The organism is Amycolatopsis sp. A1MSW2902 (assembly GCF_017312175.1).
Classification (GTDB): Bacteria; Actinomycetota; Actinomycetes; order Mycobacteriales; family Pseudonocardiaceae; genus Amycolatopsis; species Amycolatopsis nivea.
Genome location: NZ_QJPO01000001.1, coordinates 5,210,818 through 5,231,419, shown reverse-complemented (window position 1 = coordinate 5,231,419; position 20,602 = coordinate 5,210,818). Strand labels below are relative to the sequence as shown.

Annotated in this window: 24 protein-coding genes; 13 read left to right on the top strand and 11 right to left on the bottom strand. The window is 69.3% G+C overall.

Annotation, left to right across the window (positions count from 1 at the left end):
* The first annotated feature begins 188 nt into the window (after positions 1 to 188).
* On the top strand, positions 189 to 389 hold the full coding sequence (locus DMP23_RS23925) for a hypothetical protein (protein WP_337822572.1): 201 nt from the start codon (positions 189 to 191) through the stop codon (positions 387 to 389).
* A gap of 78 nt (positions 390 to 467) precedes the next feature.
* Here DMP23_RS23925 and DMP23_RS23920 read toward each other — a convergent pair whose 3' ends face one another.
* A complete protein-coding gene (locus tag DMP23_RS23920; protein WP_337822571.1) occupies positions 468 to 1,142 on the bottom strand; it encodes a peptidylprolyl isomerase in 675 nt (224 codons plus the stop codon).
* 42 nt (positions 1,143 to 1,184) lie between these two features.
* Entirely contained in the window at positions 1,185 to 1,439 is a 255-nt protein-coding gene (locus DMP23_RS23915; RefSeq protein ID WP_037810410.1) for a DUF2631 domain-containing protein, read from the bottom strand.
* A gap of 93 nt (positions 1,440 to 1,532) precedes the next feature.
* Between DMP23_RS23915 and dxr the strand changes: the two genes are divergently transcribed.
* The 3 genes from dxr (at position 1,533) to ispG (ending at position 5,374) form a co-directional block, all read left to right on the top strand.
* The gene (dxr, locus tag DMP23_RS23910) at positions 1,533 to 2,729 is read left to right on the top strand and encodes a 1-deoxy-D-xylulose-5-phosphate reductoisomerase (RefSeq protein WP_337822570.1); all 1,197 of its coding nucleotides are present in this window, start codon (positions 1,533 to 1,535) and stop codon (positions 2,727 to 2,729) included.
* A gap of 172 nt (positions 2,730 to 2,901) precedes the next feature.
* On the top strand, positions 2,902 to 4,104 hold the full coding sequence (locus DMP23_RS23905) for a M50 family metallopeptidase (RefSeq protein ID WP_337822569.1): 1,203 nt from the start codon (positions 2,902 to 2,904) through the stop codon (positions 4,102 to 4,104).
* Positions 4,105 to 4,222: 118 nt separating this feature from the next.
* The gene (gene ispG / locus DMP23_RS23900; RefSeq protein ID WP_337822568.1) at positions 4,223 to 5,374 is read left to right on the top strand and encodes a flavodoxin-dependent (E)-4-hydroxy-3-methylbut-2-enyl-diphosphate synthase; all 1,152 of its coding nucleotides are present in this window, start codon (positions 4,223 to 4,225) and stop codon (positions 5,372 to 5,374) included.
* Between the two features lie 51 nt (positions 5,375 to 5,425).
* Here ispG and DMP23_RS23895 read toward each other — a convergent pair whose 3' ends face one another.
* Positions 5,426 to 5,896 (bottom strand): nitroreductase/quinone reductase family protein, encoded by a 471-nt coding sequence (locus tag DMP23_RS23895; protein ID WP_337822567.1) that lies wholly within the window; start codon positions 5,894 to 5,896, stop codon positions 5,426 to 5,428.
* A gap of 89 nt (positions 5,897 to 5,985) precedes the next feature.
* Between DMP23_RS23895 and DMP23_RS23890 the strand changes: the two genes are divergently transcribed.
* Complete coding sequence (locus DMP23_RS23890) at positions 5,986 to 6,591, top strand: TetR/AcrR family transcriptional regulator (RefSeq protein WP_037820326.1); 606 nt, start codon at positions 5,986 to 5,988, stop codon at positions 6,589 to 6,591.
* On the opposite strand, the gene DMP23_RS23885 is transcribed toward DMP23_RS23890, so the two are convergent.
* From DMP23_RS23885 to DMP23_RS23875, 3 genes are read right to left on the bottom strand one after another with little or no spacing between them, the layout of a single operon-like run.
* Positions 6,588 to 6,833 carry a hypothetical protein gene (locus DMP23_RS23885; protein WP_337822566.1) on the bottom strand — a complete coding sequence of 82 codons (246 nt, stop codon included), beginning with the start codon at positions 6,831 to 6,833 and terminating at the stop codon, positions 6,588 to 6,590. The two genes, DMP23_RS23890 and DMP23_RS23885, sit on opposite strands and share 4 nt — an antisense overlap.
* A 31-nt stretch (positions 6,834 to 6,864) precedes the next feature.
* A complete protein-coding gene (locus tag DMP23_RS23880) occupies positions 6,865 to 7,887 on the bottom strand; it encodes a DUF2891 domain-containing protein (protein ID WP_337822565.1) in 1,023 nt (340 codons plus the stop codon).
* Between the two features lies 1 nt (position 7,888).
* Complete coding sequence (locus tag DMP23_RS23875) at positions 7,889 to 8,143, bottom strand: hypothetical protein (protein WP_037820327.1); 255 nt, start codon at positions 8,141 to 8,143, stop codon at positions 7,889 to 7,891.
* Between the two features lie 74 nt (positions 8,144 to 8,217).
* Between DMP23_RS23875 and DMP23_RS23870 the strand changes: the two genes are divergently transcribed.
* Positions 8,218 to 9,030, top strand: coding sequence for a helix-turn-helix domain-containing protein (locus DMP23_RS23870; protein WP_337822564.1), 813 nt, complete (start codon positions 8,218 to 8,220; stop codon positions 9,028 to 9,030).
* Positions 9,031 to 9,097: 67 nt separating this feature from the next.
* On the opposite strand, the gene DMP23_RS23865 is transcribed toward DMP23_RS23870, so the two are convergent.
* On the bottom strand, positions 9,098 to 9,439 hold the full coding sequence (locus DMP23_RS23865; RefSeq protein ID WP_337822563.1) for a hypothetical protein: 342 nt from the start codon (positions 9,437 to 9,439) through the stop codon (positions 9,098 to 9,100).
* Positions 9,440 to 9,580: 141 nt separating this feature from the next.
* Here DMP23_RS23865 and DMP23_RS23860 point away from each other — a divergent pair, with 141 nt between their 5' ends.
* Entirely contained in the window at positions 9,581 to 9,973 is a 393-nt protein-coding gene (locus DMP23_RS23860; RefSeq protein ID WP_337822562.1) for a VOC family protein, read from the top strand.
* Here DMP23_RS23860 and DMP23_RS23855 read toward each other — a convergent pair.
* Positions 9,970 to 10,305 carry a cupin domain-containing protein gene (locus DMP23_RS23855; protein WP_337822561.1) on the bottom strand — a complete coding sequence of 112 codons (336 nt, stop codon included), beginning with the start codon at positions 10,303 to 10,305 and terminating at the stop codon, positions 9,970 to 9,972. The genes DMP23_RS23860 and DMP23_RS23855 overlap by 4 nt on opposite strands.
* Before the next feature lie 71 nt (positions 10,306 to 10,376).
* Here DMP23_RS23855 and DMP23_RS23850 point away from each other — a divergent pair, with 71 nt between their 5' ends.
* Positions 10,377 to 11,312, top strand: a complete 936-nt coding sequence (locus DMP23_RS23850) for a GlxA family transcriptional regulator (RefSeq protein ID WP_037820331.1) — start codon at positions 10,377 to 10,379, stop codon at positions 11,310 to 11,312.
* Between the two features lie 44 nt (positions 11,313 to 11,356).
* Here the strand turns inward: DMP23_RS23850 and DMP23_RS23845 are convergent, their stop codons facing one another.
* Positions 11,357 to 13,966, bottom strand: a complete 2,610-nt coding sequence (locus DMP23_RS23845; RefSeq protein ID WP_337822560.1) for a fibronectin type III domain-containing protein — start codon at positions 13,964 to 13,966, stop codon at positions 11,357 to 11,359.
* 235 nt (positions 13,967 to 14,201) lie between these two features.
* Between DMP23_RS23845 and DMP23_RS23840 the strand changes: the two genes are divergently transcribed.
* The 3 genes from DMP23_RS23840 to map all read left to right on the top strand — a co-directional run bounded on the left by DMP23_RS23840 (position 14,202) and on the right by map (position 17,642).
* Positions 14,202 to 15,527: a glycoside hydrolase family 27 protein gene (locus DMP23_RS23840; protein WP_337822559.1), complete on the top strand. Its 1,326-nt coding sequence runs from the start codon at positions 14,202 to 14,204 to the stop codon at positions 15,525 to 15,527.
* Positions 15,528 to 15,887: 360 nt separating this feature from the next.
* Positions 15,888 to 16,742, top strand: coding sequence for a GNAT family N-acetyltransferase (locus tag DMP23_RS23835; protein WP_037820337.1), 855 nt, complete (start codon positions 15,888 to 15,890; stop codon positions 16,740 to 16,742).
* Between the two features lie 42 nt (positions 16,743 to 16,784).
* Positions 16,785 to 17,642: a type I methionyl aminopeptidase gene (gene map / locus DMP23_RS23830; protein WP_037820338.1), complete on the top strand. Its 858-nt coding sequence runs from the start codon at positions 16,785 to 16,787 to the stop codon at positions 17,640 to 17,642.
* 234 nt (positions 17,643 to 17,876) lie between these two features.
* Here map and DMP23_RS23825 read toward each other — a convergent pair whose 3' ends face one another.
* A complete protein-coding gene (locus DMP23_RS23825) occupies positions 17,877 to 18,551 on the bottom strand; it encodes a FadR/GntR family transcriptional regulator (RefSeq protein ID WP_037820340.1) in 675 nt (224 codons plus the stop codon).
* A 48-nt stretch (positions 18,552 to 18,599) separates the two neighbouring features.
* Here DMP23_RS23825 and DMP23_RS23820 point away from each other — a divergent pair, with 48 nt between their 5' ends.
* Together DMP23_RS23820 and DMP23_RS23815 are read left to right on the top strand one after the other, a co-directional pair.
* The gene (locus tag DMP23_RS23820; RefSeq protein WP_443111283.1) at positions 18,600 to 19,874 is read left to right on the top strand and encodes a CynX/NimT family MFS transporter; all 1,275 of its coding nucleotides are present in this window, start codon (positions 18,600 to 18,602) and stop codon (positions 19,872 to 19,874) included.
* A gap of 86 nt (positions 19,875 to 19,960) precedes the next feature.
* On the top strand, positions 19,961 to 20,251 hold the full coding sequence (locus DMP23_RS23815; protein WP_275295666.1) for a hypothetical protein: 291 nt from the start codon (positions 19,961 to 19,963) through the stop codon (positions 20,249 to 20,251).
* Between the two features lie 7 nt (positions 20,252 to 20,258).
* On the opposite strand, the gene DMP23_RS23810 is transcribed toward DMP23_RS23815, so the two are convergent.
* On the bottom strand, positions 20,259 to 20,516 hold the full coding sequence (locus tag DMP23_RS23810) for a hypothetical protein (RefSeq protein ID WP_043830355.1): 258 nt from the start codon (positions 20,514 to 20,516) through the stop codon (positions 20,259 to 20,261).
* Positions 20,517 to 20,602 lie beyond the last annotated feature (86 nt).

Here is a 20,602-nt window from a genome sequence, read left to right as displayed (position 1 = left end):
CTGAAGGGTTTTGCGGGCTGATGCTTACCTGTGCGGAGGTGGAGAAAGTTGTGATGGAGCCGCGTTGCGGGACAGTTTCCGTACCGGCGACTGGGCAAAGTTCTCCTGGTATGTGATAGCGACCGATTTCGCTCCGCGGAACAGCCAACGTGGTCTCTGCGCTTTCAGACCTGGCTTCGCCTGATTCGGTGGGTGCGCTCGCCCGGGCAATCGCTTGGCGGTCGCAGCGGTTTGCGGACTACGACGTCGCGCTGGAGGCGATGGATGCGTTGCTGCATATCGACACGCCTGAGTCGAGGGCGGTGATCGCTTCGTTGGTGGACGATGACCGTGTTCAGGTGCGTGAGCTGGCGCGGGATGTCGTGGCCAACCCCGACCAGTATTGGTGAGGCACGGGGTTTCGGCTCACGTACGCGGCCGGTTCGATCTCGGCCGGTGCGACGGCGTCTTCCTGCGGGCCTGCAGGCTCACCAGCCGAAGCTGACCGAGCGGATCTTCACCGGGTGCTTGGGCGCTCCGTCGAGCGGGCCGTTCGGGTCGGTCGGGATGATGCCGTCGGCGACCATCCGGTCGAGGACCTCCATGCCGCGCACCACCTTGCCGAGCACCGAGTAGTTCGCCGGGATGTGCGCGAACGAATGCACGATGAAGAACTCGCTGCCGTTGGTGCCCGGCCCCTGGTTGCCCATCGCGACGGTGCCGCGCTCGTAGGTCTCGGCACCGGTGACCTCGTCCGGGAACTTGTAGCCCGGTCCGCCCTTTTCGACCTCGTAGATGTCGCCGCACTGCAGGACGCCGAGGCGCGCGGAGTTCGACAGCCGCCAGCACTGCGAACGGTCGTAGAAGTGCTGCAGCACCAGGCTGGTCATGTTCGCGACGGCGCACGGGGCCGCCCCGGTGCGGTTGAGGCGCACGGTGACCGGGCCGTAGTTGTAGTGGAAGGTGACGTCGACCGTCCCGCGGGTGAACGCGAACGGCAGCGGACGCAGCACGGGACGCGCCGCCGGGTTGTCCGGCGTCGGCGTGAAGGTGCAGCTCACCACCGGCGGCTTCACCGAGGGGGCAGCGCTGGCCGGGGCCGCGGTGCACAGGGAAAGACCGGCGATGACGGCGGCCGCGAGCGCGGCCCAGCGTGGCTTCATGAGCCCGGAAACTAGCGAATCCGGGGCCGCCCGCGCCAGGGCTTACTTGCGCCAGGCGGTGCGGCTCTTGCGCAGGTCGAGCAGCAGGAGCAGGACGAGGAACGCGGCCAGTCCGACGAGCCACACGTTCTCGGTGTTGTTCTCGTGGTTGCCCTTGATCATCACCAGCAGGATCGCCGCGGACACCCAGCCCGCGATGCGGGTGGCCTTCGGGAACGAGCCGTGCCAGCCCCACTCCGCCGACGGCTCGTCGCGCGGGTCGACCTCGGGGCGCTTCTCGACCGCCTTGCCTGCCACGACCACTCCTTCAAACCGCCTGACGTTGTGCCCTCGCATGATCCCACACCGCTGGCCGCCACGCGGACACGACCCGGGCCATAATGCTTGCTGATGACTACTTCGCGAAGCATCCTCGTGCTGGGCTCCACCGGGTCCATCGGAACCCAGGCGCTCGACGTCGCCGCACGTAATCCGCATTTGTTCACCGTCTCCGGCCTCGCCGCCGGAGGTTCCGATCCGGCGGCGCTCGCCCAGCAAGCGATCGCGCACGAAGTAGCGGCCATCGCCGTGACGAAGCCCACGGCGGTCGAAGACGTGCAGCTCGCGCTGTACGCCGAGGCCCAGCGCAGGGGGTACGCGAAGGGCGAGTTCCGCCTCCCGCGCATCCTCGCCGGCGCGGACGCGGTGGCCGAGCTGATCGAATCGGTGCCGGTCGACGTCGTGCTCAACGGGCTGCCCGGTTCGCAGGGCCTCGACCCGACGCTGCGCGCGCTCGCCACCGGCGCGACGCTCGCGCTGGCCAACAAGGAATCCCTCATCGCAGGCGGTCCGCTGGTGCTCGCCGCGGCGAAGCCGGGACAGCTGGTGCCGGTCGACTCCGAGCATTCGGCGATGGCGCAGGCGCTGCGTTCCGGCGAGGACAACGAGGTCGCGCGGCTCGTGCTCACCGCGTCCGGCGGTCCGTTCCGGGGAAAGAAGCGCGCGGACCTCGGCGAGGTCACCGTCGAACAGGCGATGGCGCACCCGACGTGGTCGATGGGCCCGCTGATCACCATCAACTCGGCCACCCTGGTGAACAAGGGCCTGGAGCTGATCGAGGCGTCGCTGCTGTTCGGCATCGAACCCTCGCGGATCGACGTGACGGTGCACCCGCAGTCGATCGTGCACTCGATGGCCACCTTCACCGACGGCTCCACGATCGCCCAGGCCAGCCCGCCGGACATGCGGCTGCCGATCGCGCTGGCGCTGAACTGGCCGCATCGTGTGCCGGGCGCGGCCGCCGCGTGCTCCTGGGAGACCGCGGCGAGCTGGACCTTCGAACCGGTCGACAACGAGGCGTTCCCCGCAGTCGAGCTGGCTCGCGAAGCGGGTACCGCGGGCGGTTGCCTCCCCGCGGTCTACAACGCGGCGAACGAGGAATCGGTGGCCGCGTTCCTGGCGGGCAAGGCCAAGTTCCTGTCGATTGTGGACACGGTGACGCAGGTGGTGTCCGACGCGGACGAATGGCGGCGCGAACCCCGCGACGTCGCGGACGTGCTGGCCGCGGAGCAGTGGGCGCGCACCCGGGCCGCCGAGCTGCTGGGATGAGCGCGACCGGTGCGCGAAGCCGCGCCGGTCGATGCAACACTGGTTTCACGCTGGCGGCGGATACTTGAACCCGGAACTTTCTCGGGTGGTCTCACCGCCTGGAGCCGTGGAAGACGACGAACCTGCCGCCACCGCATCGCGGGCCGCGGCTGAGGGGTGAGGTGCAGGGCCCGTGCTTGCCTATGTGATCGGCGTGGTGCTCTTCGCGCTCGCGATCTGTGTTTCGGTCGCGTTGCACGAAGCGGGCCACATGGTCACCGCCCGGATGTTCGGGATGCGGGTCCGCCGGTACTTCGTCGGCTTCGGGCCCACGGTGTTCTCCTTCCGGCGCGGCGAGACCGAGTACGGCCTCAAGGCGATCCCGCTCGGCGGCTTCTGCGACATCGCGGGGATGACCGCGCTCGACGAGGTCACCGCGGAAGAGGCCCCGCGCGCGATGTGGCGGTTCAAGGCCTGGAAGCGGACCGTCGTGATGTCGGCCGGTTCCATCACGCACTTCCTGCTCGGCTTCATCGTGCTGTTCGTCATGGCCGCGACCATGGGCCTGCCGAACGTCGACCAGAAGCCGATCGTTTCGACCATTTCGGACTGCGTGCGCGGCGGCACCACGGTCGAGCAGGTCAACAACCCGGTCTGCCAGCCCGGCGACCCGGCCCCGGCGAAGAAGGCGGGCCTGCTGCCCGGCGACGTCGTGGTCTCGGTGGCGGGCAAGCCGACGCCGACCTGGGACGCGATGGTGACCCAGGTCAAGGCGGTCTCCGGGAAGGTCCCGGTGGTCGTGGACCGCGGCGGGAAGCAGGAGACGTTCGTCGTCGACGTGCCGAAGGTGACCCGCCCGGCCGCGAACGGCGGCACCGAATCGGTCGGCGCGGTCGGCGTCGGGGTCGCGCGGAGCATCCAGTACAGCCCGCTCGGCGCGTTCGGCGGCGCGGCGTCGTTCACCGGCGACATGTTCGCCCGCACGTGGGACGGCCTGATGGCCTTCCCGAAGCGCATCCCGGCGGTCTTCAACTCGATCTTCGGCGGCGAGCGCGACCCGGACACCCCGGTCAGCGTCGTCGGCGCGAGCAGGCTCGGCGGCGAGGCGGTCGAGGCCGGGCTGTGGCAGGTGTTCCTGCTGCTGCTGGCCAGCCTGAACTTCTTCATCGGCGTGTTCAACCTGCTGCCGCTGCTGCCGATGGACGGCGGGCACATCGCGATCGTCTGGTACGAGCGGGTCCGCGACTGGCTGCGCGGCCTGCGCGGCAAACCCGCGGGCGGCCCGGTCGACTACACGAAGCTGTCCGCGATCACGATGGTGTTAGTGGTCGTCGGCGGCGGCGTCACGCTGCTCACGGTGACGGCCGACATCGTCAATCCGATCCGCCTGCAGTAACCGCGCGCACCTGGCGGGTCACGCGCGCGTCCCCGGCCGCCCGACCGGGGGTAACGCTGCTCACCGCGTCGGCTGACTTCGTTGAACCGCGCCCGGGTGGGGTGGGTACGCTGGAAGCGTGACCGTCGCGTTAGGTATGCCCGCTCTGCCCCCGCCCGTTCTCGCCGAGCGTCGCAAGACCCGCCAGCTGATGGTGGGGTCGGTGGGGGTCGGCAGCGACCACCCGATCTCGGTGCAGTCGATGACCACGACGCTGACCTCCGACGTCAACGCCACCCTGCAGCAGATCGCCGAACTGACCGCGGCGGGCTGCGACATCGTGCGCGTCGCGTGCCCGTCGGCCGACGACGCCGAGGCGCTGCCCGCGATCGCGAAGAAATCGCAGATCCCGGTGATCGCCGACATCCACTTCCAGCCCAAGTACGTGTTCGCCGCGATCGAGGCCGGCTGCGCCGCGGTGCGGGTGAACCCGGGCAACATCCGCAAGTTCGACGACCAGGTCAAGGAAATCGCCCAGGCGGCGAAGGACCACGGCACGCCGATCCGGATCGGCGTCAACGCCGGGTCGCTGGACAAGCGGCTGCTGGAGAAATACGGCAAGGCCACCCCGGAAGCGCTCGCCGAATCGGCGATGTGGGAAGCCTCCCTGTTCGCCGAGCACGACTTCCACGACATCAAGATCTCGGTCAAGCACAACGACCCCGTCGTGATGGTCCGCGCCTATGAAATCCTCGCCGAACAGTGCGACTACCCGCTGCACCTCGGCGTCACCGAGGCCGGGCCCGCGTTCCAGGGCACCATCAAATCCGCCGTCGCGTTCGGCGCGCTGCTGCGCCAGGGCATCGGCGACACCATCCGGGTCTCGCTCTCCGCGCCGCCGGTCGAAGAGGTCAAGGTCGGCACCCAGATCCTGCAGTCGCTCAACCTGCGGCCCCGCAAGCTGGAGATCGTGTCCTGCCCGTCGTGCGGACGCGCCCAGGTCGACGTCTACACCCTCGCCGACCAGGTCACCGCAGGCCTCGAAGGCATGGAAATCCCGCTGCGCGTCGCGGTCATGGGCTGCGTCGTCAACGGCCCCGGCGAAGCCCGCGAAGCCGACCTCGGCGTCGCCTCCGGCAACGGCAAAGGCCAGATCTTCGTCAAGGGCGAAGTCATCAAAACCGTGCCCGAACACGCCATCGTGGAAACCCTCATCGAGGAAGCCATGCGGATCGCCGAGGAATCCGGCGAGTCGATCGGCGAGGGCGCGCCGAGCGTCACCGTCGGCTGAGTTTTCCCTGCGAAAGGGCTCCCCGGCTTCGGTCGGGGAGCCCTTTCTTTTTCAGCGGCGTTCCAGCAGGACGACCGGTACCTGCCTCCCGGAAGCGGCCTCGAACTCGGCGAATTTCGGAACCTGCGCGATCTGGTCCGCCCAGATCTTGGCGCGTTCCTCCCCGGCGGTCAGCCGTGCTTCGACCGGGATTTCCTCCGCGCCCGCCTCGATGACCGTCCGCGGATTCGCCATGAGATTGCGGTACCACGCGGGGTCGCGCGGACTGCCGCCGTGCGTGCCGAAGACCGCCCAGCTGTCGCCGACCGGCTGGTAGAACAGCGGGCTGATCCGCGCCTTCCCGGTTTTCGCCCCGACGTGGTGCACGAGGATCAGCGGCATCCCCTTTTCCGGAAACCCCGGCAGATACGGCGGAACTGGCCGGCCCGCGGCGAATTCCTCCGGACTGCTCCAGGCAACGTACCCGGCATTCTCCCGGAATTCGGCGCGAATCCGGACATTCCAGTCGTCGAGGGTGGGCACGGCATCTCCTTCACTAGGCGGAGCACTTGCTCCGCAAAGTAGCACATTAGACGGAGCACGTGCTCCGGGTAAGCGAGTATGCTCGGCACATGGCCGTGGCTGACCCGCAGACCCCCACCCGCCGTCGCGCCCTCCGTGCGGACGCGATCCGCAACCGGGAGGCGATCGTCGAAGCCGCCGCCGAGGTGATGGCGGAGCAGGGAGCCGCCGTAGACGTCCGCGAGATCGCTCGGCGCAGCGGGGTCGGCATGGGGACGCTGTACCGGCATTTCCCGAAGAAGGAAGACCTCGTCCGGACGGTCCTGGACCAGGACTTCTCCCGGTGGGCCGAGTCCGCGCGCCAGGCAGCCATCGAGGCGGACGACCCGTGGGCGGCGCTGACCGATTTCTATCGGCAGGCGTTGTCCGGCTGCGCCCGGCACCGCGCGATCATGGAGAGCTTCGCGCTGACGTGGACCGACCCCGATCCGACGGGGATCCCGCAACTCCGTGCGGTTCTGGAGGAGCTACGGGCGCGCGCGGAGGAGTTGCTGCGGCCCGGGGTGACGACGGATGATCTGGTGCTGCTGCTGATCTCGCTGGGGTACGCGGCGCAGTTCACGGACGCTTGCCGGCCGCACATGTGGAACCGGCTGCTGCGGGTTTCCCTCGACGGATTGCGGGCGGAGCATCGGGAGCCGTTGCCGGAAAGCTAGCCGCCGGGGGTGATTGTGAGCCCGTGGCGCGGATCCGGCACGGCGGCGAGCGCTGTCCTGACTGACGGCTGGGCGCAGAATTCGTCGCGGATCGCCTCGGTTCTGAAGGCGATCTCGAAGACGACGCCGCGTTCGTGCGTCCGCCAGGACCATCGCACGGCGCGGTCGATGATCGCGGCTTTGAGCAACGCGTCGGAGTAGGTGCGTCGCCAATCGCTCGCGGAGGATTCTCCGTCGAGCACTTCGATGGATAACCATGGATCCGACACTGCTTCAGGCCTTCCCCGCTTCGGCGTCGCTCAACAGAAGCAACGCGTAGTAAGCCAAGAAATGCTCCACCGCATACGGCCCCTCCGTAACCTGCGGCAGCCCAGCCTCCGCATGCTCGCGCGAAGCCGCCTCAATCACCGCGATCCGGCCGTCTCCCTCCGGCAACGCCGCTGCGATCCGTTGCCAGCACCACGCGCGGTGGAGGTTGAGCCCGTGCAGATGGGCGATCAACCCGTCGGAAGCGTCGGTCACCACCGCCGGGGTGAAGAGCGCCGCCGGGTTCCGCTCGCCGATCCCCGGCAGGAAACCCTCCAGCCAGGCACCGAAATCGGGTACCAGCTGGCTCATCAGCTCGGCTTCGGCCAGGGCGGGGCTGAGGAAGTCAGCGCCGGACGGTTCCCAAGCCCCGGGGTAGTCGCGGTCCTCCCCGAACCAGCGCCAGGCCGTTTCGGTGAGGACCTGCAGCAACTGCGGCTCGCCCCGGGAGGCCAGGTGCCGAGCGTAGGGAAGCGCACGAGAGAGCCCGAATGCGCCGTTCTCGTGCAGCCCGTACCGAATCGGGTACGTGACCTTCGGCAGCCAGTCGAGGAAGCGGGTCACGAAAAGCCTGCTCAACGGTTGAAGCGCCGCGGACCAGCGCGCGGCGTCCGGGTCGTCCCAGGTGGCGGTCTCGAACGTCAGCGCCAGCAGGATCGACCAGCCATACGGACGCTGGGTCGTACGGTGCTGCTCCGGCGCGAAGTAGGCGGCTTCGGCAGCCAACGCGGGCTCAGTCAGGTGCGCATTCAGCACGGCGCGGATCTCGTCGGCCGGGACGAGCGTCGGGTATCGGCGCAGCAGATGCACCAGCACCCAGAACATTTCCACGCACGAATGCCAGTCGAAGCTGCCGTAGAAGCAGGGGTGCAGCTCGCGGATCGCCGGGACGGGAGTGTCGTCGAGGCGCCAGTGGCTCTCGTAATGCGGATACTCGCGTACGACATTGGCCAGCGCGACTTCCGCCAACTCGCCGGCGTGCGCGACCATGTCAGCCGCGCAGGTGATGTTGGGCGGCTTCGCGGATCTGGATCCGGACGTTCTCCAGCGAAGCCGCGACCTCGTCGATCTGCCGGATCGCGATCTGCACCGAACCCTGGATGGCGGTCGCGGAGCCGGTTTCGCCGAGCAGGCCGAGCACCTGGGCCTGCAGGTCTTCCAGTTCGCCCTTGGTGGCGAGGGCGATTCCGGTCGGCACCTGGTCGGCGAGCAGTTCGAGCTGCTGCGCCTGTTCCTGGATCGTCATCGGGCTTCTCCTCATCGTGGGGACCGCTCTCCCGTGGTAGCAGAATTCGCCCGCATCGGGGCTAGCCTGGTCGCGTGAGTCACAGCTGGGCCGCCCGTCCGCCGCATCCGGTGCTGCGGGGCCTGGTCACGCGCTACGTCGGGTACGCGCAGGAGAACGTCACCCTCGAGGTGCACCGCGGGCTGCCCTCGCGGCACATCACGCTCGTGATCAGCCTCGAAGACCCGATCCGGTACGCCGGGCTGGCCGGGGCGGGAGCGCTGCAGAGCGTGGTCGGCGGCCTGCACACCGAACCCGCGCTGATCACGCAGGACCGGGTGCAACGCGGCGTGCAGCTGGAGCTGGACCCGCTGGGGGCGCGGACGCTGCTGGGCGTCACCGCCGCGGAGCTGACCGGCCGGGTAACCGACCTGGCCGACTTCGGCGGCGACCTCGCCCGTTTGCCGGACCGGCTGTCCGCGGCGGACGACTGGCGCACCCGGTTCGCGATCCTCGACGAGGTGCTGGCCGCGCGGGCGGTCGAGCGCGCCGAACAGCCGCCGGAGCTGGACCGCGCGTGGCACGAGCTGCGCCGCAGCGGCGGGCTGTTGCGAGTCGGCGAGCTGGCGAACGAGGTCGGCTGGAGCCGCCGTCACCTGGGGGAGCGGTTCCGCGCAGAGCTGGGATTGGCCCCGAAACAGGCAGCCCGCGTACTGCGATTCGAGCGGGCGGTGCGGTTGCTGCGTACCGGGCATCGCGATCTGGCTGGGATCGCTTATGCCGCAGGGTATTACGACCAGGCACACTTCTCGAACGAGTGGCGCGCGCTGGCGGGCTGTTCGCCGCGGACGTGGATGGCTGAGGAGCTCCCGTTTCTCGGTTATCAGACCGAGGACAGTTCCCTCTGAGGGAACAGCTTTCGTGACGCTGCCCGTTGTCTTGAAAGAACTTTCAAGACAACGAGTCCCAAGTGCGTCACTGCGTCGTGCTTGGGTCCGAGTTGCCCCGCTGCGGTATCTGCGTCGCGATGGCCGGTCGGCGCACGGCAAGACAGCCAAGCACGACGACCGCCCCGACGCCGACTAGCCCCCAGCTCCACGCTTGACGAGTGCCCTTCTCATCCGCACACGAGTCCGTGAAGTCCTCACTTGCCTGGTTATTGAGCAGCAAATCCGTGGGTACTCCGCCGAACGGAGCGCTCGAAGCGCAAGTGCCGGTTTCCCCGGCAACGGTCACCGATACCGGCACGATGAACAGTACAAGCCCGACGATGAACAGTGCTGCGCCGACAAGACCGGTGAACAACCGAGGGGCCATGACGCCTCCTGAATGGGGTGGTCTTGGCCAATGGGTCGAGTGAACTCGGCCGCGTGTTGCAACGGTGTAGCTGCCGGGGATGGCTGAGGAGCTCCCGTTTCTCCAAGACGAGTCGAAGACCGCCGCCGCAGAATCGGTGGCATGACTCCGCAACCGACAGTCTGGCCCGCTTTTCGTTACAACGACGCGCGCGGCGCGATCCGTTTCCTCGCTGACGTTCTCGGCTTCGAAGAAACCCTCGTGGTGCCCGGAGAGAACGGCGTCGCGCACGCCGAACTCCGCTGGCCCGAAGGCGGTGCGGTGATGCTCGGCAGCTGCGGCGGCCCAGCCGACGGCGTGCACGACGAGATGAAACCCGGCGCCAGCGCGGTGTACGTGGTCTCGGATCGGGTCGACGAGATCTACGCCCGCGTGCGCGAAGCCGGTGCCGAAATCAGCCTGGAGCTGCACGACACCGACTACGGCTCGCACACATTCACCGTCCGCGACCCCGAGGGGAACGCCTGGACGATCGGGAGTTACCGCGGCGCTTAGCCCTCGGGGTAGAAGACGAACAGCGTGCAGCCGGTCGCCGAAGCCGGGACGTGCCACGAACCCGCCGGGGCGTGGATGAACGTGCCGGCCGGGTAGTCGCGGGCGCCGTCGTTGAAGGTGCCGGACACGACGAAGACCTCTTCGGGACCGGGCTCGTGCACGTCGCGTTCGGGCCACGTGCTGCCGGGTTCGAACTCGACCACGTTGGCGTGCGCGCCGTTTTCGCCCTTCCACAGCGGGCGGAGACGGATGCCGGGGAACAGGTCCTTCACCGGGGCTTCGCCGGCCGGGACCGACGTGTAGCCCGGCTGGGCAAGGATTTCGGAGTGCATGACACCCAGGTTGGCTTCCCGTGCCCGCGCGGGACAGTGTCAGGAAAGACGTCATCGGGTACTTTCTTGCCATGCATCGTGTGGTCGCCCTCGTCCGGCCGGTGCAGTCGACGTTCGAACTCGGCTGCGGCGCCGAAGTGTTCGGCACGCCGAGAGACGGCGTGCCGCAGTACTACGAATTCGAGGTGTGCACCGAGAATCCCGGCCCGGTGCCGACGTCGGCCGGGTATGCGATGCACGTGTCCAACGGGCTCTCGAAGCTCGCCACGGCCGACACGGTGCTGATCCCGGGCTGGCTGCCGGTCGAGACGCCGCTTTCCCCGAAGGTGCGCCGGGCGTTGCTGAACGCGCACGAACGAGGCGCGCGGCTGGTCACGATCTGTTCGGGCGTCTTCGCGCTCGCGCAGACCGGACTGCTGGACGGAAGAACGGCGACAACGCACTGGGCGCGCGCCGAACAGCTGCGTCGGGATTTCCCGGCGGTGCACGTGGAACCGGACGTGCTGTACGTGGACCACGGGGACGTCGCGACGAGCGCGGGTGCGGGAGCGGGCATCGACCTGTGCCTGCACCTGGTCCGCCAGGATCACGGAGCGGCACACGCGGCGCTCGTCTCGCGGCACATGGTGATGCCGACGCATCGCGAGGGCGGGCAAGTGCAGTACGCGCCGCCGCAAGCGTCCGCGAACACGTTGGACGGGCTGCTCGACTGGGCGGGGGAGCGGTTGGGCACGCCGCTGTCGGTGGAGGATTTGGCTGCCCGCTTGCGGATTTCCCCGCGGACGCTGGCTCGCCGGTTCGCTGATCAGCTCGGGACGAGTCCGGGTGCGTGGCTGTTGTCGCGGCGGGTGGCCGAGGCGCGGCGGCTGCTGGAGGAGACGGACCTGCCGGTGGACGCGATCGCGGTGCGGGTCGGCCTGGCGTCGGCGGTGAACTTGCGACGTCGGTTCCGGGCGCAGGTAGGGACGACGCCGGGGGCCTACCGAAGGGCTTTCCGGATAGGGTGATCGGCGCGCACCGGCAGGGAGGTCCGGTACGCGCCGATCACCGGTTACGCGGTGGTGGCTTGCACCGTCACCGCGGGGCCGACGCCGTTTCCGGTCACGGCGGCGATGGTGAACGTGTACGCGGTGCCGGACTTCAACCCGTCCACGACGCGGGTCAGGCCCTTCTGGGTGGGCTGGCTGACGATCGTGTCGCGTCCGGTGACCTCGATGGTCCGGCCGTCGGACACGGTGATCCGGTAGCCGATCACCGGGGTCGACCCGGTTTCCGCCGGCGGCGTCCAGTGGATGCTCGCCGCGTCGGTGCTCGGCAGCGCCTTCGCCTTGGTCGGGACAGCAGCGAGCTGGGTGCCCGGCTGCGCGACGGTGACCGGCGCCGAAGGCAGCGACGGCAGGCCAACCCCGTACCGGTTGCGCGCCGCCACCGTGACCGTGTACGTCTGGCCGTCAGTCAGCTTCGGGATCACCGTGTACCCGGTGCGCGCGAAGTCCTTGGCAGACACTGAACTCGTGACACTGTGCTTGCCGTCCGACGCGGTCAGCAGGTAATCCTGCACCGGCGCACCGTTTTCCGCGACAGTCGGGTTCCAGGTCGCGTACAGCTGACCGGACACCGAGAACGTGCCGATCCGCGTCGGGGCCTGTGGAGCGGACGCGCCGTCGATGCGGCGGTTCAGCACCGAGCGGTGGCCCGGCTCGATCCCCGCGTTGTCCACAATGGACTTAGGTGCGGCGGCCGGGTTGTTCAACAGGTGGTTGCCCGAGGTGATGACGCCCTTCTTGTCGCCGTCCGGATCGCCCTGCTCCCAGTAGTTTCCGGAGATGACCGTCGGGTCGTTGTTGCCGAGCGAGTCACGGTAGTCGACGTGCGTGGAGGCCACGTTGGCGTACGCCGCGTGGTAAAGCACGTTGCCGGAAACGGTTTCGTAGGTGCAGCCGTTGTCGGTGTAGACCGACTTGCCGAGGCCCCACTGGTCGTAGATGACGTTCCCGGTCACCTTCTCGCCTTCGGCCTGCGACGGGCCGGTGATGCCCTGGGTGTAGATGCCGCCGCCGTCGTCGAGGGAAAGCATGTAGTCGTGGATCAGGTTGTCCGACACCACGTTGTTGCGCGAGACGTTCGGCGTCGCGGCCTGCTTGATCTTGTCCGGCCAGCCGCCCCAGCCCATCGAGATGCCGGAGTACGCGACGTGGTCGATCTGGTTGTGCGACACGACATTGTCCTGCGAGTACCCGTTGACGATCGGCACCCCGCCGGTGAATTCGCGCGGCATGCCGTACAGGTGGTTGTTGGTCACCTTCACCCGCGTCGTCAGGTCCGCGCCAGCGGCGGTGGGCTTGCTGACCCCGCCGATTTCGACGCCGTTGCCGGAGATGTCGGTGAACACGCTGTCGGACACGCTGCTGTCCTGCGCGCCCTCGCCGAGATCGAGCCCGGCCGCGCCGAGGTGCGCGAACACAGCGTCCCGGAATTCGATCCGGTGTCCGTGCGACATCGAGACGTTGCCGGGTTCCTTCGTCCAGTCCGCGTACGGGCAGGTGCCGCCGGGCGTGAACTGGCACAGGCCCTGCGTGGCCCAGCCGCGCTCGCCGGTGATCCGGTATCCGGCCTGGATTTCGGAGAAGCCTTCCGGCGACGACGGTTCGAGCCAGGTCGCGTAGGAGAACTGGATGCCGCGGAACGAGATGTCGTGGATCGGCGCTTCGGCGGTGCCGCGACCGTCCACGAGCTTCTCCAGCGCGGGCATCTCGACGTCGGCCCAGTGCAGGTTCTCGCCCTTGCGCGGAAGGTAGTACACGGTGTGCGCGGAGCGGTCGAGGTACCACTCGCCGGGCGTGTCCAGCAGCTCGAACGCATTCTCCACATAGGACGGTTGCCGTCCGTTGGTGAGATCGCCCGGGCCGACCATGTTGACCGAACGGCCGGGGATGTCGGCGAACATCACGCGCCGGGTCGAGTTGTCCCAGCACGGCTGCGCCATGGTGATCGTCGTGCCCTGCGCCGAGGCGACCGGGCAGCGCGGCTCGGTCCACTGGCCCAGGCCGTTGCGCTCGACGTTCCACAGCTCCTCGCCGCTGGTGTACACCAGTTCGAGGTCGCTCGGGTTCCGCCAGTGCGCCATGGTGTCCGCGGACGCGGTGTACCCGGTGTCAGTCGCCTTCACCGTGACCGGAAGCCGCCCGGACGCTCGCTGCGCGCGGACGCCGTCGACGTACAGCTGGCGAGTGTTGTCCAGCCCGGCGGGCGCGGGCGCGGAGTAGAGGCCGGGGCGTCCGGCGACCGGATGCCAGCCGGTGACCTGCTTGCCGCCGCTGACCACGGTGCCCGGCGAGCCCTGCCAGACGACCCGGTGGCCATTCGTGCCGGAATCGGAGGCGTCGAGTGCGAGCGGTTTGTCGAGCCGGTAGGTGCCGGAGGCGACGTGCACGGTCAGGTCGGAGTTCAGGTGCGCGGCGCGTTGCCGGACGAGCTGTTGGGCGCGGGGGAGCGTGCGCACCGGCGACCAGACGGCCCCGGAGCCGGAATCGTTGCCCCACGGCGAGACGTACACGTCCTGGCTGCCCGGCCACGCGGCCGCCGCACCGGCGGGCAGCAGCGCGGTCGCGGTCAGCGCCGCGACCGCGAGCCCGAGGGTGCGCGCTGGTCTGAACTTCATCCGGGACCTCCGTGTTCGCCAGTGAACGACGCTGGGGCGCGCCGCAAGAAAGATAGGATCTATTCGCGATCGTGTCGAGAGGTCTCCGACGGATATTCCCAGCATTCACGGTGGTGAACAGGGTTGATCCGGTCGGCGGGTTCCGTCCCGGCTAGCGGTCAGTGATCCGATGAATCATTGCTGCGGCCGCCGCGCCGCTTGTACAACGAAGCGATCCCCGGGAGAGGTGGTCGCGATGAAGCGAAGTCGGATCGGTGTGCTGGCCGCGGCGGTGGCGGTGCTGGCCGGAGCGCTGGCGGGAACAGCCGCCGCGGACAGTCAGTCGATCGAATCCTGGACGCCGGTGGCGAGAACGCCGCCGATGGGCTGGAGCAGCTGGAGCGCGCTGCGCCGGAAGTTCACCGAGGAAACGATCAAGGCGCAGGCAGACGTCATGCACGACCGGCTCGCCGCGTACGGCTACCGCTACATCAACATCGACGCGGGCTGGAACGACCACGTCGACGAATTCGGCCGCGTCGCGCCGGACCCGAAGAAGTTCCCCAACGGCATCGCGTCGCTGGCCCGGTACCTGCATCAGCGCGGCCTGAAATTCGGCATCTACCTGGTGCCCGGCGTCCCGGCGCAAGCGGTCGCGGCCGATTCGCCGATCGAGGGCACTCCGTACCGGGTGCACGACATCGTCATGGCGGGCGCGGGCAACACCGCGGACGACAAATCCGCGAAACTCGACTTCAGCAAGCCCGGCGCGGCCGCGTACGTCCGCTCGCAGGCGCGGCAGCTGGCGTCGTGGGGCGTCGACTACATCAAGATGGACTTCGTCGGACCCGGCGGGGGCAAGATCCCGGCGGACAACCGCGAGGACATCCGGCAGTGGCACGCGGCGATCCAGGCCACCGGCCGCCCGATCCACTTGGAACTGTCGAACTCGCTCAGCATCGCCGAGGCCGCGACCTGGCAGCGCTACAGCAACGGGTGGCGGATCGAGGGCGACATCGAGTGCTACTCGCACTGCGTCGGCCTCACGAACTGGGACGTGCGGGTCAAGCTGCGCTTCGCCGACGCTCCCAAGTGGACTGGCTTCGCGGGCCCCGGTCACTGGAACGACCTGGATTCCATCGAGATCGGCAACGGCGACGCGAACGGCATCACCCCGGACGAACGGCAGAGCGTCATGACGCTGTGGGTGATCGAGGCGTCGCCGCTGCTGCTCGGCACCGACCTGACCAAACTCGACCCGGACGACCTGAAACTGCTCACCAACCGCGAGGTGCTGGCCGTCGACCAGGCGGGACGGGCGGCGCGTCCGGTTTCGCAGGCGACCCAGCAGCAGGTGTGGTTCAGCCCCGACGGCCGCGGCGGGGTCACGGTCGCACTGTTCAACCTGGGCTCCACGGAGGCCCCGGTGACCGCGTCCTGGCAGGACCTGGGTCTGCGCGGCCCGGCGGCGGTGCGGGATCTGTGGACGCACCGGAACCTGGGCGTGAGCCGGGACAGCCTCACCGCGACGCTCGCGCCGCACGCTTCGCGGCTGCTGCACCTGGTCCCGCGGCATCACTGAGCTCCGCACGCGGCGGCCGCCGTCCGTGAAGGGCTCCTTCACGACCGGCTGCGGGTCGTGAGGGGAACCCTGCGGGAATCTGCGTCAGTGAGGGTGGCCCTCACGGACCTTGCCGTGCCCGGGCGTCCGTGAAGGGCTCCTTCACGGAATCTGATTCCCTCGGGGAGCCCTTCACGGATTCCCCGGGGAAGCTCCGGAGGCGCCCGGGCGGGGTGCCTCCGGAGCGCTCTTCTCTCGATTCGGGCACGGTCGGTGGCGGACCTCGCGGGGGCGCCGCCGTTCGGGTGCGAGGGCCGTTCATCTCAGCGTGTCGGCCGGCTCGCGTTCCGTTCACCCGGTTCATCTGGCACTCTGGACCCCGTGTTGCGGCTTGCAGGTGCACGGCTGCTCGATGATCGGGACTATCCGGCGGTGCGCGCTGCACTCGCCGCCGACCCGGTGGGCAGCTGCATGGTCAGCGCCCGGGTCGAGGCGGCCGGTCTCGACCCGTGGCGTCTTGGTGGCGAGCTGTGGGCGGCCGACGCCCGTCCGGTGCGCGCCGGACGGCTCACCGGGCTGTGCTTCGCCGGGCCCAACCTGATCCCGTTGCGCGGCAACGCTTCGGCGCTGCGGTCCTTCGCCGACCGGGCGCTGCGCCGCCAGCGCACCTGTTCTTCGCTCGTCGGGCCCGCGCCGCAGGTGCTCGGGCTCTGGGACGAGCTGTCCTCGGAATGGGGCCCGGCCCGCGAGGTGCGCGGCGACCAGCCGCTGATGGCGCTGGAAGGCGACCCGCTGGTGCCCGCCGACCCGCAGGTCCGCACCGTCCGGCCGCACGAACTCGACCGCTACCTCCCCGCAGCCGTCGCGATGTTCATCGAGGAGGTCGGCGTCGACCCGCGCGCGGGCGACGGCGGGGCCAGCTACCGCGCCCGGGTCAGCGAGCTGATCTCCACCGGCCGCGCGTTCGCCCGGTTCGAGGACGGCGAGGTCGTGTTCAAGGCCGAGATCGGCGCGATGTCCGCGCGGGTCGGCCAGATCCAGGGCGTGTGGGTGCACCCGGACCGGCGCGGCGGCGGGCTCGGCACCGCGGGCACCGCGGCGGTGGTGAACCGCCTGGTCCACGGCCTCGGCCGGACCGCGAGCCTGTACGTGAACGGGTTCAACGCGCCCGCGCTGGCGGCATACCGGCGGATCGGGTTCCAGCAGGTCGGCCAGTACGCGACGGTGCTGTTCTGAGCTGGCTGCGCCGCGGCCGGGCGAGGTCGTAGGCTGGGGGACATGTCCGTTCGCGCCCCGTTGAAGCCCGGCGTCCAGACGCCGCGCCGTGCCGTCCCCGCCGACATCGCCCGTCCCGAGTACGTGGACCGGCCGGCGCCGAAACGGGACACCGGCAACGGAGTGCGCACGCCCGAGGTCATCGAGGCGATGCGGGTCGCGTCGAAGATCGCCGCGCAGGCGCTCGAGGAGGGCGGCAAGGCGGTCAAGCCGGGTGCGACCACCGACGACATCGACAAGGTCGTGCACGAGTTCCTGCTCGACCACCGCGCGTACCCGTCCACGCTCGGCTACCGCGGCTACCCGAAGTCGTGCTGCACCTCGCTGAACGAGGTGATCTGCCACGGCATCCCGGACTCGACCGTGATCGAGGACGGCGACATCTGCAACATCGACGTGACGGCCTTCATCGGCGGCGTGCACGGCGACACCAACGCGACGTTCCTCGCCGGCGACGTCTCCGAGGAGGTACGGCTCCTGGTCGAGCGCACCCGCGAGGCGACCGCACGCGCGATCAAGGCAGTCCGCCCGGGCCGGCAGCTCAACGTGATCGGCCGCGTGATCGAGGCGTACGCGAAGCGCTTCGGCTACGGCGTGGTCCGCGACTTCACCGGCCACGGCGTCGGCCCGGCCTTCCACACCGCGCCGACGGTGCTGCACTACGAGGAGCCCTCGGTGCAGACGCTGATCGAAGAGGGCATGACCTTCACGATCGAGCCGATGATCACGCTCGGCACCATCGACTACGACCTGTGGGCCGACGACTGGACGGTCACCACGAAGGACAAGAAGTGGACGGCGCAGTTCGAGCACACCCTCGTGGTGACTGCTGACGGCGCGGAAATCCTGACGCTTCCGTAAGACGCCTCGTGAGCGGCGGTGCCGGTTCTAACCGGCGCCAGCACTCACGAGCCGCTGCGGGTTGCGTCGAGCTGGGCGGTCATGAGTGGCTATGCCGGTTAGAACCGGGATAGCCGCTCACGAGGCCTGACCAGCCACCGCAGCAGCCTTTGGTCCGCCTCCGCCGCACCGCCGCTCCGTGACAGTGCGTCGGTTGTCGTGAGCGCGTAGGCCGGTTCTAATCGGCCTACGCACTCACAAACCCTCGGCCCGCGCGATCAACTCGTCCAGGAACCCAGCCGCCTCCTCGGCAGCCCGCCCGGCGTCGCGCGCCTCGATCGCGTCCACCAGTTCCCGGTGCCGGATCATCTCCGCGTGCTCCGGATTGTCCGAAGTGGACGCCACGCTCGCGGTGATCGCCTCCATCAGGCCGCGGTAGAGCTCCAGCAGCAGCCCGTTGTGCCCGCACCGGACGACGACCTGGTGGAATTCCGCGTCGCTGCGGGCGAAATCGTCGAGGCGGCCCTCGTCCCAGTCGGTGTCGCGCCGGTTGAGCAGGACGCGCAGCTCAGCCAGGTCTTCCTCGGTGCGCGCGGTCGCGGCCAGCCGGGCGCCCTCGACCTCCAGCAGCCGCCGGACGTGCAGCACCTCGCGCAGTTCCGTCCCGCACAGGCGGCGGATCGCGCCGGACACCTCGCTCGTCGCGCGCACGTACGTGCCGTCACCCTGGCGGACTTCCAGGATCCCGGTGTGCGCCAGCGCGCGCACGGCCTCGCGGACCGTGTTGCGCCCGACGCCCAGCTGCGCGGACAGCTCCGGCTCGGTCGGGATCCGGTGCCCGATCGGCCATTCGCCCGCGGTGACCGCCTCGCGCAGCTGATCGATGACCTGGTCGACGAGTCCGGCGCGGCGGGTGGTGGCCAACGGCACAGCCTGATCCCTTCATCCAATCATCCTACGTATGGAATAGTAGCGCACATGCCCGCCGACTCCCGAGACGCTGCAGCCGTGTCCACCGCCACCTATTCCGACCGGCTCGAGCTCGAGCTGGAAGGCAGCATCGAGGAGGAGGTGCCGGCCGGTCGCCGTCCGGGCGTGGTGGCGGGCGGCGTGCTGCTGGCGGTCGCGGTGGTGCTGACGGCGATGAACCTGCGGCCGGCGATCACGAGCGTCGGTCCGCTGCTCGCGGAAATGCGCGGCAGCCTCGGCGCGTCCGCGGTGTGGGCGAGCATCCTGACGACCCTGCCCGGCCTCTGTTTCGCCGGTGCCGGATTGGCCGCGCCCGTGCTGTCGCGCCGCCTGGGCATCGGCCCGGCGATCGGCTTGGCGCTGGCGGTGCTGACCGCGGGCCTGGCGGTGCGGGTGCTCGACGGACCGTACGTCGTGCTCGGCGGCACGCTCGTCGCGACCGCGGGAATCGCGCTGGTCAACGTGCTGATCCCGGTGGTCATCAAGGATTCGTTCCCGGCTCGCGTCGGGCTCATGACCGGCGTCTACACCGCGGCGCTGCAGGGCGGCGGCGCGGCGGGTTCCGCGCTGAGCCCGCCGCTGGAATCGGCCCTCGGCGGCTGGCGCGCCGCGCTCGGCAGCTGGGGTGTTCTCTCGGCGATCGCGTTGGTGGCATGGCTGATCGCTTCGCGCGGCACCGGCCGTCCGCCGCGTCCGGCCGCGGGTTCCGCTCCCACCCGGTCGCTGATGCGCAGTCCGCTCGCGTGGATCGTCACGATCTTCTTCGGCCTGCAGTCGTTCATCGCCTACGTCGTGATGGGCTGGCTGCCGCAGGTGTTCATCGACTCGGGCGTCAGCAAGGCCGACGCCGGTCTGCTGCTCGGCCTGATCTCGGTGATCGCGGTGCCGATCAGCCTGGTGATCCCGCCGATCGCGGCGCGGCAGAAGAGCCAGAGCCCGTGGATCGTCGGCATGGGCGTCTTCGGCGCGGCCGGCATGCTGGGCCTCGTCATCGCGCCCGGGTTCTCGCCGCTGCTGTGGAGCATCCTGCTCGGCATCGGGATGAGCGTGTTCTCGCTGGCCCTGACGGTGATCGCGCTGCGAGCCCGGACCGGTGCCGAGACGGCGAGGCTGTCGGGAATGGCGCAGGGCTTCGGCTATCTGCTGGCCGCGGTGGGGCCGTTCGTGTTCGGCCTGCTGCACGACGCGACGGGCAGCTGGACGGTGTCGTTGATCGTGCTGCTCGTGGTGATGGTGACGCAGATGATCTTCGGTGCGCTGTCCGGGCGGCGCCGTTTCGTGTGAGGCTGGCGTGACTGTGTCACGCTGAGGCCATGACGGCGCGGCCACGACGGAGCGGCATGGTGAGCCGAGCGGTCTTCTTGTGCCTGATGGCCGTCGCCGGGGTCGCGCTGATGTGGTTCACCATCGACGTCTTTTTCGTGAGCTGGAAGCCGAAGTGCCAGCCCTCGCCGGAGGTGCGCTGCCAATGGGTGGACAGCGGGAAGACCGCGACCGTCGCCGACCAGTGGGATCAAAACGCCTTCATCGTGGCCGTCATGTTCGGTCTCAGCGTGTTTCTCATTGTCGCGCCTGTCTTTCTGGCGATCCGCGACGTCCTGCGCCGCCGGGACGAAAGCTTCGAGGCTCAGCTGCGCGGGTCGGATCCGCCGCGCAGCTGAACCTCTCTCAGCTCGCCAGCGCCGCCTCGGGCAGCTGGCCAGTGCGCCGGACGTCGTCCAGCGCGGCCACCGCGACCGCGAGGCATTCCGCGGCCCGTTCGGACGGCATCGCCCGAAGCTCCTCCAGCAACGCGAGCGTCGCGGCTGTCGTCCCGAGCTCGGCCCGCCGCACGGCGAACACCAGCTCGAGATCCGTCACGTCGGTCCAGCGAGCGGCCAGATTCTCCGCGGCCGCAACGATTTCCCCGGCGATCATGTCGGTCATGTCAGTCCCCGCACCTCCGCGGAGAACAGTAACAACGCGACATCCTTGTTACCCGATTCGGGAATCCCCGCCCCGGGTGATCAACT

Coding starts and splice junctions, on each gene's coding strand:
- DMP23_RS23920 (WP_337822571.1), bottom strand. CDS start 1,142: ATGAAGCCACGCTGGGCCGCGCTCGCGGCCGCCGTCATCGCCGGTCTT.
- dxr (WP_337822570.1), top strand. CDS start 1,533: ATGACTACTTCGCGAAGCATCCTCGTGCTGGGCTCCACCGGGTCCATC.
- DMP23_RS23890 (WP_037820326.1), top strand. CDS start 5,986: ATGGCCGTGGCTGACCCGCAGACCCCCACCCGCCGTCGCGCCCTCCGT.
- DMP23_RS23880 (WP_337822565.1), bottom strand. CDS start 7,887: ATGGTCGCGCACGCCGGCGAGTTGGCGGAAGTCGCGCTGGCCAATGTC.
- DMP23_RS23875 (WP_037820327.1), bottom strand. CDS start 8,143: ATGACGATCCAGGAACAGGCGCAGCAGCTCGAACTGCTCGCCGACCAG.
- DMP23_RS23865 (WP_337822563.1), bottom strand. CDS start 9,439: ATGGCCCCTCGGTTGTTCACCGGTCTTGTCGGCGCAGCACTGTTCATC.
- DMP23_RS23860 (WP_337822562.1), top strand. CDS start 9,581: ATGACTCCGCAACCGACAGTCTGGCCCGCTTTTCGTTACAACGACGCG.
- DMP23_RS23855 (WP_337822561.1), bottom strand. CDS start 10,305: ATGCACTCCGAAATCCTTGCCCAGCCGGGCTACACGTCGGTCCCGGCC.
- DMP23_RS23850 (WP_037820331.1), top strand. CDS start 10,377: ATGCATCGTGTGGTCGCCCTCGTCCGGCCGGTGCAGTCGACGTTCGAA.
- DMP23_RS23845 (WP_337822560.1), bottom strand. CDS start 13,966: ATGAAGTTCAGACCAGCGCGCACCCTCGGGCTCGCGGTCGCGGCGCTG.
- DMP23_RS23840 (WP_337822559.1), top strand. CDS start 14,202: ATGAAGCGAAGTCGGATCGGTGTGCTGGCCGCGGCGGTGGCGGTGCTG.
- map (WP_037820338.1), top strand. CDS start 16,785: ATGTCCGTTCGCGCCCCGTTGAAGCCCGGCGTCCAGACGCCGCGCCGT.
- DMP23_RS23820 (WP_443111283.1), top strand. CDS start 18,600: ATGCCCGCCGACTCCCGAGACGCTGCAGCCGTGTCCACCGCCACCTAT.
- DMP23_RS23815 (WP_275295666.1), top strand. CDS start 19,961: ATGGCCGTCGCCGGGGTCGCGCTGATGTGGTTCACCATCGACGTCTTT.
- DMP23_RS23810 (WP_043830355.1), bottom strand. CDS start 20,516: ATGACCGACATGATCGCCGGGGAAATCGTTGCGGCCGCGGAGAATCTG.